The sequence below is a fragment of the Franconibacter daqui genome (genome assembly GCF_014644275.1).
In the GTDB taxonomy this organism is placed as follows: Bacteria; Pseudomonadota; Gammaproteobacteria; order Enterobacterales; family Enterobacteriaceae; genus Franconibacter; species Franconibacter pulveris.
On record NZ_BMKJ01000004.1, the window covers coordinates 157,043 to 172,771 of the forward strand.

Annotated in this window: 11 protein-coding genes, 1 tRNA gene and 1 other RNA gene; 9 read left to right on the forward strand and 4 right to left on the reverse strand. The window is 58.0% G+C overall.

All coding sequences use genetic code 11. The features are described 5' to 3' along the window. The first annotated feature begins 48 nt into the window (after positions 1 to 48). The 9 genes from IEX01_RS14745 (at position 49) to dppF (ending at position 9,297) form a co-directional block, all read left to right on the forward strand. Positions 49 to 477 (forward strand): organic hydroperoxide resistance protein, encoded by a 429-nt coding sequence (locus tag IEX01_RS14745; RefSeq protein ID WP_188724091.1) that lies wholly within the window; start codon positions 49 to 51, stop codon positions 475 to 477. Between the two features lie 221 nt (positions 478 to 698). Continuing rightward, positions 699 to 2,378: a kdo(2)-lipid A phosphoethanolamine 7''-transferase gene (eptB, locus tag IEX01_RS14750; RefSeq protein ID WP_024557835.1), complete on the forward strand. Its 1,680-nt coding sequence runs from the start codon at positions 699 to 701 to the stop codon at positions 2,376 to 2,378. A gap of 91 nt (positions 2,379 to 2,469) precedes the next feature. After that, positions 2,470 to 2,546: transfer RNA gene (locus IEX01_RS14755), tRNA-Pro, on the forward strand. Between the two features lie 32 nt (positions 2,547 to 2,578). Continuing rightward, positions 2,579 to 2,712: non-coding RNA, RtT sRNA (locus IEX01_RS14760), on the forward strand. A gap of 836 nt (positions 2,713 to 3,548) precedes the next feature. Next, the gene (dppA, locus tag IEX01_RS14765) at positions 3,549 to 5,156 is read left to right on the forward strand and encodes a dipeptide ABC transporter periplasmic-binding protein DppA (protein ID WP_024557836.1); all 1,608 of its coding nucleotides are present in this window, start codon (positions 3,549 to 3,551) and stop codon (positions 5,154 to 5,156) included. Positions 5,157 to 5,361: 205 nt separating this feature from the next. Next, a complete protein-coding gene (dppB, locus tag IEX01_RS14770) occupies positions 5,362 to 6,381 on the forward strand; it encodes a dipeptide ABC transporter permease DppB (RefSeq protein ID WP_024557837.1) in 1,020 nt (339 codons plus the stop codon). A gap of 9 nt (positions 6,382 to 6,390) precedes the next feature. Further along, a complete protein-coding gene (dppC, locus tag IEX01_RS14775) occupies positions 6,391 to 7,293 on the forward strand; it encodes a dipeptide ABC transporter permease DppC (protein ID WP_188724092.1) in 903 nt (300 codons plus the stop codon). A gap of 11 nt (positions 7,294 to 7,304) precedes the next feature. Further along, on the forward strand, positions 7,305 to 8,300 hold the full coding sequence (gene dppD / locus IEX01_RS14780) for a dipeptide ABC transporter ATP-binding protein (protein WP_024557839.1): 996 nt from the start codon (positions 7,305 to 7,307) through the stop codon (positions 8,298 to 8,300). Further along, positions 8,287 to 9,297, forward strand: coding sequence for a dipeptide ABC transporter ATP-binding subunit DppF (gene dppF / locus IEX01_RS14785; protein ID WP_024557840.1), 1,011 nt, complete (start codon positions 8,287 to 8,289; stop codon positions 9,295 to 9,297). The genes dppD and dppF overlap by 14 nt, the downstream gene beginning before the upstream one ends. A gap of 56 nt (positions 9,298 to 9,353) precedes the next feature. Here the strand turns inward: dppF and pgaD are convergent, their stop codons facing one another. From pgaD to pgaA, 4 genes are read right to left on the reverse strand one after another with little or no spacing between them, the layout of a single operon-like run. Continuing rightward, complete coding sequence (pgaD, locus tag IEX01_RS14790; RefSeq protein ID WP_024557841.1) at positions 9,354 to 9,875, reverse strand: poly-beta-1,6-N-acetyl-D-glucosamine biosynthesis protein PgaD; 522 nt, start codon at positions 9,873 to 9,875, stop codon at positions 9,354 to 9,356. A gap of 2 nt (positions 9,876 to 9,877) precedes the next feature. Continuing rightward, positions 9,878 to 11,206, reverse strand: a complete 1,329-nt coding sequence (gene pgaC / locus IEX01_RS14795) for a poly-beta-1,6-N-acetyl-D-glucosamine synthase (protein WP_024560498.1) — start codon at positions 11,204 to 11,206, stop codon at positions 9,878 to 9,880. Next, positions 11,203 to 13,218 (reverse strand): poly-beta-1,6-N-acetyl-D-glucosamine N-deacetylase PgaB, encoded by a 2,016-nt coding sequence (gene pgaB / locus IEX01_RS14800; RefSeq protein ID WP_024560497.1) that lies wholly within the window; start codon positions 13,216 to 13,218, stop codon positions 11,203 to 11,205. Before pgaB ends, pgaC begins: the two co-directional genes overlap by 4 nt. A gap of 9 nt (positions 13,219 to 13,227) precedes the next feature. Next, positions 13,228 to 15,699, reverse strand: a complete 2,472-nt coding sequence (pgaA, locus tag IEX01_RS14805; protein ID WP_048888752.1) for a poly-beta-1,6 N-acetyl-D-glucosamine export porin PgaA — start codon at positions 15,697 to 15,699, stop codon at positions 13,228 to 13,230. Positions 15,700 to 15,729: the final 30 nt, after the last annotated feature.

Sequence of the window (15,729 nt, forward strand, 5' to 3'; positions counted from 1 at the left end):
CGCATTGCGTCTATCCTTTGATAACACTCACAACAGAAGGAGAAAGCCATGTCCTTAGAAAAAGTGGTCTACCGCGCCAAAGCGAAAGCGACCGGTGGCCGTGATGGTCGTGCAACCTCTGATGATGGCGTACTTGATGTGAAGCTTGGCGTGCCGAAAGAGATGGGCGGTATGGGCGGCCAGGTGACTAACCCGGAGCAGCTTTTTGCGGCAGGGTACTCCGCGTGCTTCCTGGGTGCGCTAAAGCATGTCGCCGCGCAGGAGAAGAAAACCGTGCCGCAGGATGCCTTTATCGAAGGTCAGGTAGGCATCGGCCCCTTACCGACCGGTTTTGGCATTGAAGCGCAGCTGGATATTCATCTGCCGGGTATGGAGCGGGGCGAAGCGGAAGCGCTGGTGCAAAAGGCGCATATCGTCTGTCCGTATTCCAACGCCACTCGCGGCAATATTGATGTGAAGCTTAACGTCATTACCTGATTTGCTCGCTTCTTGACCGTTTGTGACAGCCTGTTTCCGGCCCGGGTATTTTGTAAATATCCGGGTCTGCCCGCGTAATTTTTCTAACTTTTTCCCGCCGCTATGGTCTACTAGCGCACGTCTGAGATAAGAATCTGTCGATTCCTCTTGTTTTTTACGTATGAGTTTTCTCTTTGAACGAGGGAAAGCGTTATTGCACCTGTGTTGCCGGGGCGGCTTGCATGAGATATATCCTCTCAATGACGCAGCAGAAAGTCAGCTTTCTGCTCGCGCTCTATATTGGTCTTTTTTTCAACTGCGCGGTGTTTTACCGTCGCTTTGATGGATATGCGCAGGATTTCACTGCCTGGAAGGGAATTTCCGCCGTGGTCGAACTGTTCGCGACCGTTTTAGTCACCTTTTTCCTGCTACGCGTGCTTTCCTTATTTGGCCGGCGCGTATGGCGTATTCTCACAACGCTTATCGTGCTGTTTTCCGCCGCCGCCAGTTATTACATGACGTTCCTGAACGTGGTGATTGGCTATGGCATCATCGCCTCGGTAATGACCACGGATATCGACCTCTCAAAAGAGGTGGTGGGCTGGCAGTTCTTCGTCTGGATGATTGCCGTCAGCGCGCTGCCGATGGTGCTTATCTGGCGCAACCGCTGCAGCTTTACTCTGTTACGCCAGCTGCGCAGCCGTGAGCAGCGTTTGCGCAGCGCCATTGTGGTGGTGGTGGCTGGCGTGCTGGTCTGGGCGCCGATTCGCCTGCTCGACCTGCATCAAAAAAATGTGGAACGTACCTCCGGCGTGGATATGCCGAGCTACGGCGGCGTGGTGGCGAACTCCTACCTGCCCTCTAACTGGCTTTCAGCGCTGGGTTTGTACGCCTGGGCGCAGGTGGATGAATCAAGCGACAATAAATCACTGATGAACCCGGCGAAGAAATTTACGTACGACGCCCCAAAGGGCATTGATGATACGTACGTCGTGTTCATTATTGGTGAAACCACGCGCTGGGATCACATGGGCATGCTCGGTTACGACCGCGACACCACGCCGAAACTCGCGCAGGAGAAAAACCTGGCGGCGTTCCGCGGCGAGTCGTGCGATACGGCGACCAAGCTCTCCCTGCGCTGCATGTTTGTGCGCGAAGGCGGAGCGGAAGATAACCCGCAACGTACCCTGAAAGAGCAGAACATTTTTGCGGTGCTTAAACAGCTCGGTTTTAGCTCCGATCTCTATGCCATGCAGAGTGAGATGTGGTTCTACAGCAACACCATGGCGGATAACATTTCGTACCGCGAGCAGATTGGCGCCGAGCCGCGTAACCGCGGCAAGCAGGTCGATGACATGCTGCTGGTGGAAGAGATGCAAAACTCGCTGAGTGAGCATCAGAAGGGCAAGCACATCGTTATTTTGCATACCAAAGGGTCGCACTATAACTATGTGCAGCGCTATCCGCGCAGCTTCGCTCGCTGGCAGCCGGAGTGCATGGGCGTAGACAGCAAGTGCAGCAAGCAGGAGCTGATTAACGCCTACGATAACTCGGTGCTCTATGTTGACAGCTTTATCTCGAAGGTGATTGACCAGGTGCGCGATAAGAAGGCCATCGTCTTTTACGCCGCCGACCATGGCGAATCGATCAACGAGAAAGAGCATCTGCACGGCACGCCGCGCAACATTGCGCCGCCGGAACAGTTCCGCGTGCCGATGATGGTCTGGATGTCGGATAGCTATCTGGCGGAGCCGGAGCACGCGCGCGCTTTCGCCCAGCTTAAAAAGCAGGCGCAGGATAAGACTGCGCACCGCCACGTTGAGCTTTACGACACCATTATGGGGTGCCTGGGTTACACCTCGCCGGACGGCGGAATCAACCAGAACAACAACTGGTGCCGCGCTCCCGCGACGCAGAAATAGCCAGCGGCGCTGGCTTTCCAGGCGATCGCGTGGCTTTTTTAAATAAGGTATTGACGCTGGGGTAGCACGGCAGTAATATGCGCCCCGCATTCGGTGATTGGCGCAGCCTGGTAGCGCACTTCGTTCGGGACGAAGGGGTCGGAGGTTCGAATCCTCTATCACCGACCAAATTCGAAAAGCCTGCTCAATGAGCAGGCTTTTTTGCATTTAACGCCTGTGAGGATGAGAACCTCCGGGGGTGGAGGTTCGACTCGAGCGCAGCGAGAGAACGTTGCTTAAGCAACGGCCCGCAGGGCGCGTCACGCAGTGAGGTGTAATCCTCTGGCACCGACCAAATTCGAAAAGCCTGCTCATTGAGCAGGCTTTTTTGCATTTAACGTTCGCGCTTTTATCTCAAGCGGCGAATAAAGCCGCCAATAAAACAGGCGGCGAGACTTAACCGCGAAAAAATCATTTCCATTCTCATTTTTAATAAACGCTATTTGCCAGATTATTGGCGTTATTTAAACAGAGCGAAGAAAGCCTCATTTTAAATAGGCTATTTTTGTTTCTTTTATCTTTTAGTCCAACGCGCCAGCACGCAACGCATCCGTTCATAAAAAGCAGTTTTTAACCAAACGGCAGATGGCGACGAGGGACTCTATTTTTTGCGGCGCCCTGACGGTTTTGTGAGATATTCCATTGAAAATTGTTATGAAAAAGGGTGGATACTTTTCCCTCCGCTTATAGATCCTGCCAGCATTTTTAGCTGAAGCGCTTCATGTTTGCAGCATGAATCGTTCATTACTTCGCCAGCTCGCCACTAATTTTACAGAAATGGCGCAAACCATAACCGCTGGATGTTGCAAGTTATTAAGAGGATTATCCTGGCATCGGGGTAGTAGCATAAATTTCCCTGCTGGAAATAGCGGCTTGAACTTTTTTTAATCTTTGTTTGTTGTTTCTCACCCCGCTTGTAAATCCCGGTGACCTGTATTGACGTTTTCCTAATCTGTTGACAGATTGTAGGGCGTGAGGGGCCCTTTACGGACAAAATGCACTGCTTCCTGGTCAACCTTACGAAAGGAATCCCCATCCTCACAACGCCCAGCGGGCACCCCGATCGGACCGGGTAAAAAACAAAAAAAGGTCTGACGGATAACACAACACCCACCACATTGGAGCAGAAGAATGAGTATTTCCTTGAAAAAGTCAGGGATGCTGAAGTTTGGTCTGAGCCTGGTAGCCATGACCGTTGCAGCAAGCGTACAGGCAAAAACCCTGGTTTACTGTTCAGAAGGCTCGCCGGAAGGCTTTAACCCACAGCTCTTTACCTCTGGCACCACCTATGACGCAAGCTCAGTGCCAATTTATAACCGCCTGGTAGAATTCAAAACCGGCACCACCGAAATCATTCCGGGCCTGGCTGAGAAGTGGGACGTCAGCGAGGACGGCAAAACGTACACTTTCCACCTGCGCAAGGGCGTGAAGTGGCAGGACAATAAAGAATTCAAACCGACGCGCGATTTTAACGCCGACGACGTTGTCTTCTCTTTTGACCGTCAGAAAAACGATCAGAACCCGTACCATAAAGTTTCTGGCGGCAGCTACGAGTACTTTGAAGGCATGGGCCTGCCGGCGCTCATTTCCGAAGTGAAAAAAGTGGATGACTCTACTGTTCAGTTCGTGCTGACCCGTCCAGAAGCGCCGTTCCTGGCTGACCTCGCCATGGACTTCGCCTCGATTCTTTCCAAAGAATACGCCGACAACATGCTGAAAGCCGGCACGCCGGAGAAAGTTGACCTGAACCCGATCGGCACCGGTCCGTTCCAGCTGCTGCAATACCAGAAAGATTCGCGCATTCTCTACAAAGCGTTTGAAGGCTTCTGGGGCACTAAGCCGAAGATTGACCGTCTGGTCTTCTCTATCACGCCGGATGCTTCCGTGCGTTATGCCAAGCTGCAGAAGAATGAATGTCAGGTGATGCCGTACCCGAACCCGGCCGACATCGCCCGCATGAAGCAGGACAAAAACATCAACCTGATGGAGCAGGCGGGCCTGAACGTGGGCTATCTCTCCTTCAACACCGAGAAAAAGCCGTTTGACGACGTGAAAGTGCGTCAGGCGCTGACTTACGCGGTGAACAAAGAAGCCATCATCAAAGCGGTATACCAGGGCGCGGGCGTTGCCGCGAAAAACCTGATCCCGCCGACCATGTGGGGCTATAACGACGACGTTAAGGACTACACTTACGACGTTGAGAAAGCAAAAGCGCTGCTGAAAGAAGCGGGCCAGGATAAAGGCTTTACCGTTGAGCTGTGGGCGATGCCGGTACAGCGTCCGTACAACCCGAACGCGCGCCGCATGGCGGAGATGATCCAGTCTGACTGGGCGAAAATCGGCGTTCAGGCCAAAATCGTGACCTATGAGTGGGGTGAATACCTCAAGCGCGCGAAAGCGGGCGAACACCAGGCGGTGATGATGGGCTGGACCGGCGACAACGGGGATCCGGATAACTTCTTCGCCACGCTGTTTAGCTGCGACGCGGCGAAAGATGGTTCCAACTACTCCCGCTGGTGCTACAAGCCGTTTGAAGATCTGATTCAGCCGGCGCGCGCCACCGACGACCACAACAAGCGTATCGAGCTTTACAAACAGGCTCAGGTAGTGATGCATGACCAGGCGCCTGCGCTGATCGTCGCTCACTCCACCGTCTATGAGCCGGTGCGTAAAGAGGTTAAAGGCTACGTTGTGGACCCGCTGGGTAAACACCACTTCGAAAACGTATCTGTCGAATAATAAGCAAGTAAGATACCCGACTCCCTCTCCCTGACCGGGCGAGGGGCGGGGTGGGGAGCCGCAGCGAAGTCCGCCTCCTCACCCGTCCCTTTCCTGCCGGGGGAGGGGAAGGGTGTATTCCCTCCCGAACGGGAGCGTGAACACATTTGTGAGCAATACAGACGCATTGTCACCAGGCCGTGCGTCATTACAGAGAATCCGGGTTATGTTGCAGTTCATCCTCCGACGTCTGGGGCTTGTCATTCCGACGTTTATCGGTATTACCCTTCTCACTTTTGCCTTTGTCCATATGATCCCCGGCGACCCGGTGATGATCATGGCGGGCGAACGTGGCATTTCCCCCGAGCGTCATGCGCAGCTGCTGGCTGAACTGGGCCTGAACAAGCCGCTGTGGCAGCAGTACCTCAATTATATCTGGGGCGTATTGCACGGCGATTTAGGCCTCTCGCTGAAAAGCCGCCTGCCAGTGTGGGAAGAGTTCGTTCCGCGTTTCAAAGCGACGCTGGAACTTGGCGTTTGCGCCATGATTTTCGCCGTAGCGGTCGGTATCCCGGTTGGGGTTCTGGCGGCCGTGAAGCGCGGCTCTATTTTCGACCATACCGCCGTGGGTCTCTCGCTCACCGGTTACTCCATGCCTATCTTCTGGTGGGGCATGATGCTTATCATGCTGGTGTCGGTGCAGTGGAACCTGACGCCGGTTTCCGGGCGCGTCAGCGACATGGTGTTCCTCGACGACACGAACCCGCTCACCGGCTTTATGCTCATAGACACCGCTATCTGGGGCGAAGAAGGCAACTTCATTGATGCGCTGGCGCACATGATCCTGCCTGCCATTGTGCTGGGCACCATTCCGCTGGCGGTTATCGTGCGTATGACGCGCTCCTCCATGCTGGAAGTGCTGGGCGAGGATTACATCCGCACCGCGCGCGCCAAAGGATTAACTCGCATGCGCGTGATTGTGGTGCATGCGCTGCGCAACGCCATGCTGCCGGTCGTCACGGTTATCGGTTTGCAGGTCGGCACGCTGCTGGCGGGCGCTATCCTCACCGAGACGATTTTCTCCTGGCCGGGTCTTGGCCGCTGGCTGATTGACGCGCTGCAGCGCCGCGATTATCCGGTGGTGCAGGGCGGGGTGTTGCTGGTGGCGACGATGATTATTCTCGTCAACCTGCTGGTCGATCTGCTGTACGGCGTGGTGAACCCGCGTATACGTCACAAGAAGTAAGGGGCCATCATGTCTCAAGTTACAGAAAACAAAGCCGTTGCGGCCCCGGTGCCGATGACGCCGATGCAGGAATTCTGGCACTACTTCAAGCGCAACAAAGGCGCGGTAGTAGGCCTGGTCTACGTCGTGGTGATGATCATCATCGCCGTGTTCGCCAACTTTCTGGCGCCGCATAACCCCGCCGACCAGTTCCGCGACGCGCTGCTCGCGCCGCCGGTGTGGCAGGACGGCGGCAGCTGGGCGCATATCCTCGGTACCGATGACGTCGGCCGCGATACGCTCTCGCGTCTGATGTACGGCGCGCGCCTGTCGCTGCTGGTAGGCTGCCTGGTGGTGGTGGTGTCGCTCATCATGGGCATTGTGCTCGGGCTTATCGCCGGTTACTTCGGCGGCGTGGTGGATGTCATCATCATGCGCGTGGTCGATATCATGCTGGCGCTGCCGAGCCTGCTGCTCGCGCTGGTGCTGGTGGCGATTTTCGGTCCGTCGATAGTCAACGCGTCGCTGGCGCTCACCTTTGTGGCGCTCCCCCACTATGTGCGCTTAACCCGCGCCGCAGTGTTGGTGGAAGTGAACCGCGACTATGTGACCGCCTCCCGCGTGGCGGGCGCAGGCGCCATGCGCCAGATGTTCGTCAACATTTTCCCCAACTGCCTTGCGCCGCTGATTGTTCAGGCGTCGCTCGGTTTCTCCAACGCCATTCTCGACATGGCCGCCCTTGGCTTCCTTGGCATGGGTGCGCAACCGCCGACGCCGGAGTGGGGCACCATGCTCTCCGACGTGTTGCAGTTTGCGCAGAGCGCCTGGTGGGTAGTGACCTTCCCGGGTCTCGCTATTCTGCTGACGGTGCTGGCATTTAACCTGATGGGCGACGGCTTGCGCGACGCGCTCGACCCCAAACTCAAGCAGTAAAGAGGCACGAGATGGCGTTATTGAATGTAGATAAATTATCGGTGCACTTCGGCGACGAAGGCGCGCCGTTCCGCGCCGTAGACCGCATAAGCTACAGCGTGAATCAGGGCGAAGTGGTGGGCATCGTCGGTGAATCCGGCTCAGGGAAGTCGGTCAGCTCGCTCGCTATTATGGGCCTGATTGATTACCCCGGCCGCGTGATGGCCGATAACCTGGAATTTAACGGCCAGGACTTAAAGCGCATCTCTGAAAAAGAGCGCCGCAACCTGGTGGGCGCCGAAGTGGCGATGATTTTCCAGGACCCGATGACCAGCCTGAACCCCTGCTACACCGTGGGCTACCAGATTATGGAAGCCATCAAGGTGCATCAGGGTGGCAACAAGAAAACCCGCCGCCAGCGGGCTATCGACCTGTTAAACCAGGTCGGCATCCCGGACCCGGCGTCGCGTCTGGACGTCTACCCGCACCAGCTCTCCGGCGGGATGAGCCAGCGCGTGATGATAGCGATGGCCATCGCCTGCCAGCCGAAGCTGCTGATTGCCGACGAACCGACCACCGCGCTGGATGTAACCATCCAGGCGCAAATCATCGAGCTGCTGCTGGAGCTTCAGCAAAAAGAGAACATGGCGCTGGTGCTTATCACCCATGACCTCGCGCTGGTGGCCGAAGCGGCGCACAAAATCATCGTGATGTACGCAGGCCAGGTGGTGGAGACGGGCGAGGCGAAAGATATTTTCCGCGCGCCGCGCCACCCTTACACCCAGGCGCTGCTGCGCGCGCTGCCGGAATTCGCGCAGGACAAAGCGCGGCTGGCCTCGCTGCCAGGCGTGGTGCCGGGCAAATATGACCGCCCGACGGGCTGTCTGCTGAACCCGCGTTGCCCGTACGCCACGGAACGCTGCCGCGTTGAAGAGCCGGGCCTGAACCCGGTGGACAACGGTCGCCAGTCGAAATGCCACTATCCACTCGATGATGCCGGGAGGCCGACAAATTATGAGCACGCATGAGGCCACCTTACAGCCGCAGCCGCTGCTGCAGGCTATCGATCTGAAAAAACACTATCCGGTGAAGAAAGGCTTCTTCGCCCCGGAGCGTCTGGTGAAGGCGCTGGACGGCGTGTCGTTCACCCTTGAGCGCGGCAAAACGCTGGCGGTAGTGGGCGAGTCGGGCTGCGGCAAATCGACGCTGGGCCGCCTGCTCACGATGATCGAAACGCCGACCGGCGGTGAGCTTTACTATCAGGGGCAGGATCTGCTCAAGCACGATCCGCAGGCGCAAAAGCTGCGCCGCCAGAAAATTCAGATTGTCTTCCAGAACCCGTACGGTTCGCTGAACCCGCGCAAAAAAGTGGGGCAGATTCTGGAAGAGCCGCTGCTTATCAACAGCGATATGAGCAAAGAGGCGCGCCGCGAGAAAGCGCTGGCGATGATGGCGAAAGTGGGGCTTAAAACCGAGCACTACGACCGCTATCCGCACATGTTCTCCGGCGGTCAGCGTCAGCGTATCGCCATCGCCCGTGGGCTGATGCTGGACCCGGACGTGGTGATTGCGGACGAACCGGTCTCGGCGCTGGACGTATCCGTACGCGCGCAGGTGCTGAACCTGATGATGGATTTGCAGCAGGACCTGGGACTTTCCTACGTCTTTATCTCTCACGACCTCTCGGTGGTGGAGCATATCGCCGATGAAGTGATGGTGATGTACTTAGGCCGCTGCGTAGAGAAAGGGACGAAAGACCAGATCTTCAATAACCCGCGTCATCCGTACACTCAGGCGCTGCTGTCCGCCACGCCGCGTCTGAACCCGGACGATCGTCGCGAGCGCATAAAGCTGACCGGCGAGCTGCCAAGCCCGCTCAATCCGCCGCCGGGTTGCGCCTTTAACGCTCGCTGCCGTCGCCGCTTTGGCACCTGCACCCAGATCCAGCCAGCGCTGAAGAGCTACGGCGGGCAACTGGTGGCCTGCTTTGCGGTAGACCAGGACGAGAACGCGGAAAAGCGCTAACGCCTGACCCATAAAAAAAGCCGACGCATGCGTCGGCTTTTTTTTTATCTTCTGGATTAGTGCGGCCGGTTCTCTTCCACCAGCGAAGCCGGCACCGTTTCGCCGGCGGGCAGCAGAGGGAGCCTGCCTGGCTCGGTCGGCGCCGGCAGCAGGTTTTCGCCGATAGCGCGGTTGACCTCCACATGATCGATACCGCCATGGTCATCGTGAAACACCGTCTGAACGCGTCCTTTGTTCATCTCCGTCACCAGTTTTGGCGTTATCTGGAAGCTCTCCGCGACCTCTTCATGCTCAAGGTCAGGGCGGCGTTTACGCCGCTCCACGCGAAAGCGAAACTGGTTATATTTTGCCCAGATAAGCAGCGCGACGCCGTTAAGCAACGCCATCAGAACATAGATGGCGATGGTGCCAAGCGTGGCGTAAAACGGACGCGGTCCGGTTGTCGCCGGCAGCATTAACTCTTTCATCAGGTCAAAATAGATGAGGTAAGTAAACGCCGCCCAGGCGATGACTGTCAGCAGGACGTCGAATACGCGCGGCGCAAGGCGCTGCTCGGTGAAAATTAACGGCTGCATCATCACTAGATCCTCCCTATACCACGATCGGGGCTGACCCAACGCGCGCGGGCGCGCTGGCGTTTAAGCATCACTTTCGGGAAGGCGACCAGCGTGGTGAACAGGCTTAACATCCAGTACACCACCGGGAACCAGATAACCCAGAACAGTGAAGTGCCAATGTTCTTCTCATAGCGCCGCTCAATGAGCAGGCTCACCATAAACTGCAGCAAACAGACCACGGCCAGAATTAACCCGGTGAACTCTGGCGGGAACAACCGCTGGATGAGAAGCGAATCGGGCAGCGGGAAAATAAAGCCCAGCACGAAAAGCACGATGCTGGCGGCGTAGGCAAACGCCCACGTTGTCGAAAGACAAAACTCGGCAAACAGCGGCCACATGCGGCGGTATTCCCACGACCACAGGCGACGCATGTTGACCAGGAACACTTCCGCGCCGCCCTGCGCCCAGCGCAGACGCTGTTTCCACAACCCTTTCATGGTTTCCGGCATCAGGATCCAGCACAGCGCACGCGGTTCAAAAAATATCGACCAGTGACGCAGCTGCAGCTTCCAGCTGATATCGATATCTTCGGTGATCATATCCGGGCTCCAGTAGCCCACTTCCGCCAGGGCGCGGCGGCGGAAGGCGACAATCACGCCGGAGACGGTAAAGACCTGGCCGTAGATACGCTGGGTGCGTTTGATAAGGCCGATAATCGAGGAGAACTCGCCCACCTGCACGCGGCCCACAAGCGTTGAACGGGTGCGAATGCGCGGGTTGCCCGTCACCGCGCCGACGCGCGGGTGTTGCAGCAGCGGCGCCACCATGTAAGCGGCGGTATCGCGGTCCAGCAACGCGTCGCCGTCGATGCAGACCAGATACTCGCTGCGGGCCGCCGCCGCGCCGGTTTTCAGCGCCACCGCTTTGCCCTGGTTTTCCGCCAGGTGAATCACGCGCAGCCGCGGATACTCTTCCGCCAGCTGGTTAAGCACGTCGGCGGTGTTGTCCTTCGAACCATCGTTAATGGCGATGACTTCCGTATTGGCGTAACGCTGCGCCAGCGCCGCCTCTACGGTTTCCCGTGCGTTCAGCCCTTCGTTGTAGCAAGGGATGAGAATGGAGATAAGCGGGTTGCCCGGCAGCTCCGGCGGCGGCGCGTCATCGCCCCATTTCCACTTGCGCTCCCGGTAGAACCAGAAGTAAAGCCCGCCCGTAATCCACAATGCAGACATAAACAGCGGCCAGAAGAAGACAAAGTTCAGCATCACTTCACCAGTGAAGATAGCGGCGACCCCCAGCGGGATACTGAACACCAGGCACAGAATTAAAAAAGCTATGATGCGATCGGTCATTTTTGCGGGTACCAGTATGCGGAGAATGCCGGTCGAACGTCGGACATCTCAGGTTGATCGTTAATGAAATCATCGGGGTAGTAGCCAAAGTTGAAGGCACCGCTCATCTGGAGCTGTTGCATCCACTCTTTCAGCTGCTCGCCGCTGATTTCCGCGTGATTTTCCTGTTTGCGCCAGTCGCGCGCCTGCAACTCAAAAACGGTTCTGTTTAACGCGCCCGGATGTTCCGCCACCGCATGCACCAGCTTCTCGAGCCAGGCGTTGCTTTCGTTGAGCGGCACGCCTTCCATCAGCGGCATCGCCATCGGCGCCGTCCAGTCGTAGGTGGTAAGGAAGTCATTCAGGTTCTGCGCGAACCAGGATTCGCTTTTCGGATCCAGCACCGGCATGGCGTAGATATTGCGCGCCGTTCTGACTTGCGGGCCGCGAATCGTACGCACGGTCTCGGTTAACGACTTCGTAAAGTCGATAAGCTCCCGGCTCTTGTAACGCGTCCAGCGCTCAAACTCCTGCGGGTTGTTGCGAATGTCCGTAATCGTCCCTTTAAAGCCCGCCTTGTGGTACGCCGCCATGGCGTCCGGGCTGGCGTCTTCAAAGTCCGTCAGCAGCGCGTCGTCATGGAACAGCACGCCGTTGAAGTTGGAATAACGGGCCAGGTCTTCGTAGATTTCAGTGATGCGCTGGCGCGCCACCGGGTTCCACGGCGAAAGACGCTGGTACTGTTTCGGGTCCACTTTCGCGGTGCCGCTTTCCGGGTCCCAGACCTGCACGCGCGGCAGGGATTTATCCAGATCGAAGGCCAGCACCGGCATCCAGGCGTACACCTTCACGCCGCCGCGGGTTTGCAGCTGCCAGGCCAGGAAGTTAAAGAGGTCGGAACGCACCGGCAGCCAGCGGTTCTTGAAGTAGAGCTCTTTGACGGTGCCGTCGCCGGTCGGGTCCGCGTAAGCCTGCAGGAAGACGTGGCTTATCTTCATGTCAAAGACGCGCTGGATAAGCTTGTCGATGTTCTTCTGCTGCTGTTTCGGGTCCTTGTCGTAGACGTAGTCCAAGTCCACGTGCATCACCCGCATCTGAGTCGGTTCCTGCGCGTCGATAACCGCGTTGGCGAAGTTATTGATAGACGGGTTGCCCGACACCAGATAGCGCGGAATGCTGTCGAGGTTTTTGACGTTGCCAAGTCCCTCGTTAAGGGTGAACACCATCTGATAGCCATGCTTTTTGATTATCGACAGCGACACGCCGTTGGCCGCGCCATAAGGCCAGACCCAGGCGCGCGGCGCCTTGCCGGTCGTTTCCTTGAGTTTGGCGGTGATGGTGGCTACGTCTTTCTCAATACGCGCCCGGAACTCTTCGTCCGTCTCGTACTGGCCGGTCTTTTTGTTAAACATGCGGTTCGCGACCGCAGGCTGCGAGCTGCCCTGCGGGTTAGCCACGCCGCCATAGTGCGAAGCCCAGGTATGCGAACCGATCTCCACCAGCGGCGAGCGGCTCACTTCGCGCACCATATCCCAGGTGGCGAACTTCTCACGGGCGGTGGGCAGGCCGCCGAAATCGACCTTTTTGTTCTCCGGCGTGCTGACCCAGATGCCGACCGGCGCCCACAGGGCGGGCCAGTTATAGGCTTTCAGCAGCGGCCAGACGCGGGTATAGAAACTGCTGTAGCCGTCATCGAAGGTCAGCAGCACCGCTTTTGGCGGCAGGGGTGCGCCGCCGTTGCGGGCATCCAGGATCTGCTGCACGCTCACCGGCCGGTAGCCGTTGCGTTTAAGCCAGACCATCTGGTCATTGAGCGCGCTGGTGCGCACTGACATGTAGCGCTGGTCCGCCCCGTCATCTTCGATATCGTGATAGGCAATCACGAGGAAGCTGTTGTGCGGCCAGGGTTGATTAGCTTCTGGCATAGGTCTTTCCGCAGGCGGCGTAAAGCGAGGGTTTTCCGCGTTGCCGCAAGCGGTCATCAGTAACCAACCAGCGAGCAACAGGCCCATACGCAGGAAATGTTTCAACATGAAAAGTCCTTAAAACCTGACGTTTAAATCAAAGGAGACGGAGATATTTCTTTCACGCTCGCCGTCGTAGGGACGTCTGTCCCAGGTGAGCATGAATCCGCCTTCCACCACGTTGTTCCACTGGACACGCTGTCCGTACCCAACAGTCGTAATCAGCCCGCTGCCCTGACCTTTTTGCATATAGCTGCCGACGCCTGCGTAAAGCTGCTGCGTCCAGGCGTTGTCATAGTGGTGATAGAGCAGGTGTTCGGCGGTAAGCCCCGGCACCAGCGAGAGATCCCGTTTCGGGTTGTAATAGTTCACGTTCTCTTTGTTGTTAAAGCTGCCGCTGATGCTGGGGGTAAAATCCAGCGTAAAGCGGGGGCGGGAAAAGAGACGTTCATGGCCGCTCAGGCTGTATTCAAACCGGTCGTTGCCGTCGGAGAACCAGGACGGCGCCACGCTTAGCTGATATTCACGTCTTTCGTTCTGATACCAGCGCACAAACGCATCGCCGCCGTTGGCCGTCACGCCGCTACGCAGCGCACGCAGCGGCGTATTGCGCGAGATTCGCTCAGCTGAGCCGCCCACGCGCCAGTTGTCGTTGAAGTCGTGCCAGCCGGCAAGGCGAGCGCCAATCTTCTGGCCGTCGTTAAAGTTACGCCCGGAGATCTCCGCTTCAGCCCAGTTGTCGCGTGAGCGCCACTCCACGCCGCCCAGCACGTCGCGGTTATAGCCTTTACCCTCTTCAAACTCGCCGGTGGCGAAGTTAAAACCGGCAAAGAGCCGCACGTTTTCGTTAATCGGCGGGCTATAGAGGGCGCTCTGGAAGGTAAAGTCGTGTTGACCGCTGATGGGGCTGTCAGAGTCGATGCCCTGGCTGCCCGCGATGCGCAGTTCCATTTTGTCATGCACGTCGCGCAGGCGCGCCAGACGCTGCGAGTCCTGGTCTTGCGGGCTGCGGGCCATGACGTCGTCAATCAGCAGGCGGGCCTGTTCCCACTCATAAAGATCCATTGCCACGTAAGCCTGCTGACGCTCCAGCTCGAGGTTATTCGGCTCCAGCACTTCAGCGATTTTCAGTTCCCGCTCCGCCCGACGGGGCAGACCGCGCGTTTCCAGCACGGAGGCATAACCGATGCGCAAACCCTGGTTGCCGGGGCCGGAACGGGCCAGACGTTCAGAAAGCTCTTCCGCCGCCGGCAGGTCGTTGGTCATCGCGCGATACTGCGCCTGTAATGTCTGACCGAGCAGCCAGTAGTCGTTCGGTTCCGGCGTCGGCGAGCCGTAATAACGGCGCAGATAAGGGGTGTTCTTAACCAGCTCGTCTATTTGCGCCTTCGCCGCTTCGTAATCGCCGTTTTCCATCCGGGTGAAGAAGAGCGCCTGGGTGTCGTCTTGCGAAAGCGACGTGACGCGGAAGGCTTTCGGGTTGTCGCTGCGAAAGACTTCATTCATCAGCACTTCCGCTTTGTCGGGGCGCTGTCGGGTCAGGTAGGCGGAAGCGACCCAGCGTTTGGCGTAGGCGGGCACCGGCTGGCCGTCGGCGCTGAGCGCTTCATACTCGCTAATGGTTTCGTCAATCCTGCCGCGCGCCATCAGGGCGCCGAGGCGGTCAACGCGCGCGCGGCGATAGTCCGCCTGAGCGGCCGGATCGTTGCGCCAGGTATTGAGCAGACGGTCATAGCGAGACAGCGCTTTGTCAGCCAGCAGGTAGCGCTCTTGCTCAGTGCGGGTAGGCATAAAGGCGGTGCGCACCATTTCAGCTGCCGCGTCGGTCTGCAGACGGCGGCCCATTTCCGGGGAGACGGCGGCGCTTTCGGAAAGCTCCAGCGCAGGCGAAGAGACGCGGTTAGCCGAGAGCGTGCCGGTCAGGAACTGCGCGGCGCCCTTGTTCTGCGGGTTCTCTTCCTGCGCGCGCGAGGCGGCGAACAGCGCATCCCAGCTCTTGCCCTGCGCGCGGTACGCGTAAGCCAGCGCTTCGTAGTTAGCCGACGTCGGGGCGCGGGCGACCATCTGACGCGCCTCTGACACCGCCGCGTTATAGTGACGGGCGTCCGCCATGGTCATCACCCAGCCCGCGCGGATATCGTCGTTTTGCGGCTCCATCGCCAGCGCGGATTCCCAGTGCGCCAGCGAGGCGGGATATTGCTTAAGGTTGCGGTAAGACCGGGCGACCGCCACCTCACCGCGCGCCGGGATAGCAAGCGTGTCGTGATAGCGCTGCCAGACCTTAACCACCTCGGTATCCTGGCCGGCCCAGTTCGCGACCTGCAGCCAGTCGGCCACCTGGTTGGCGGTGAGTGGGTTTTGCTGCTCATGCTCACGCAGATAACCAAGCAAGGCGGTGGTATTGCCACTGCGTGCTTCCTGCACCAGCGTGTCATAAACAGGGTCAGCGGCAAGTCCTGCCAGCGGAAACGCCATTGCCAGGCTGGCGGCAAGACAGGTTCTGAGCCGAATACGCAAAACGGCTTTATGATGTAGATGCGGGCTACGCATAGCTCTCCTTAATATATCTACCCTGATTAT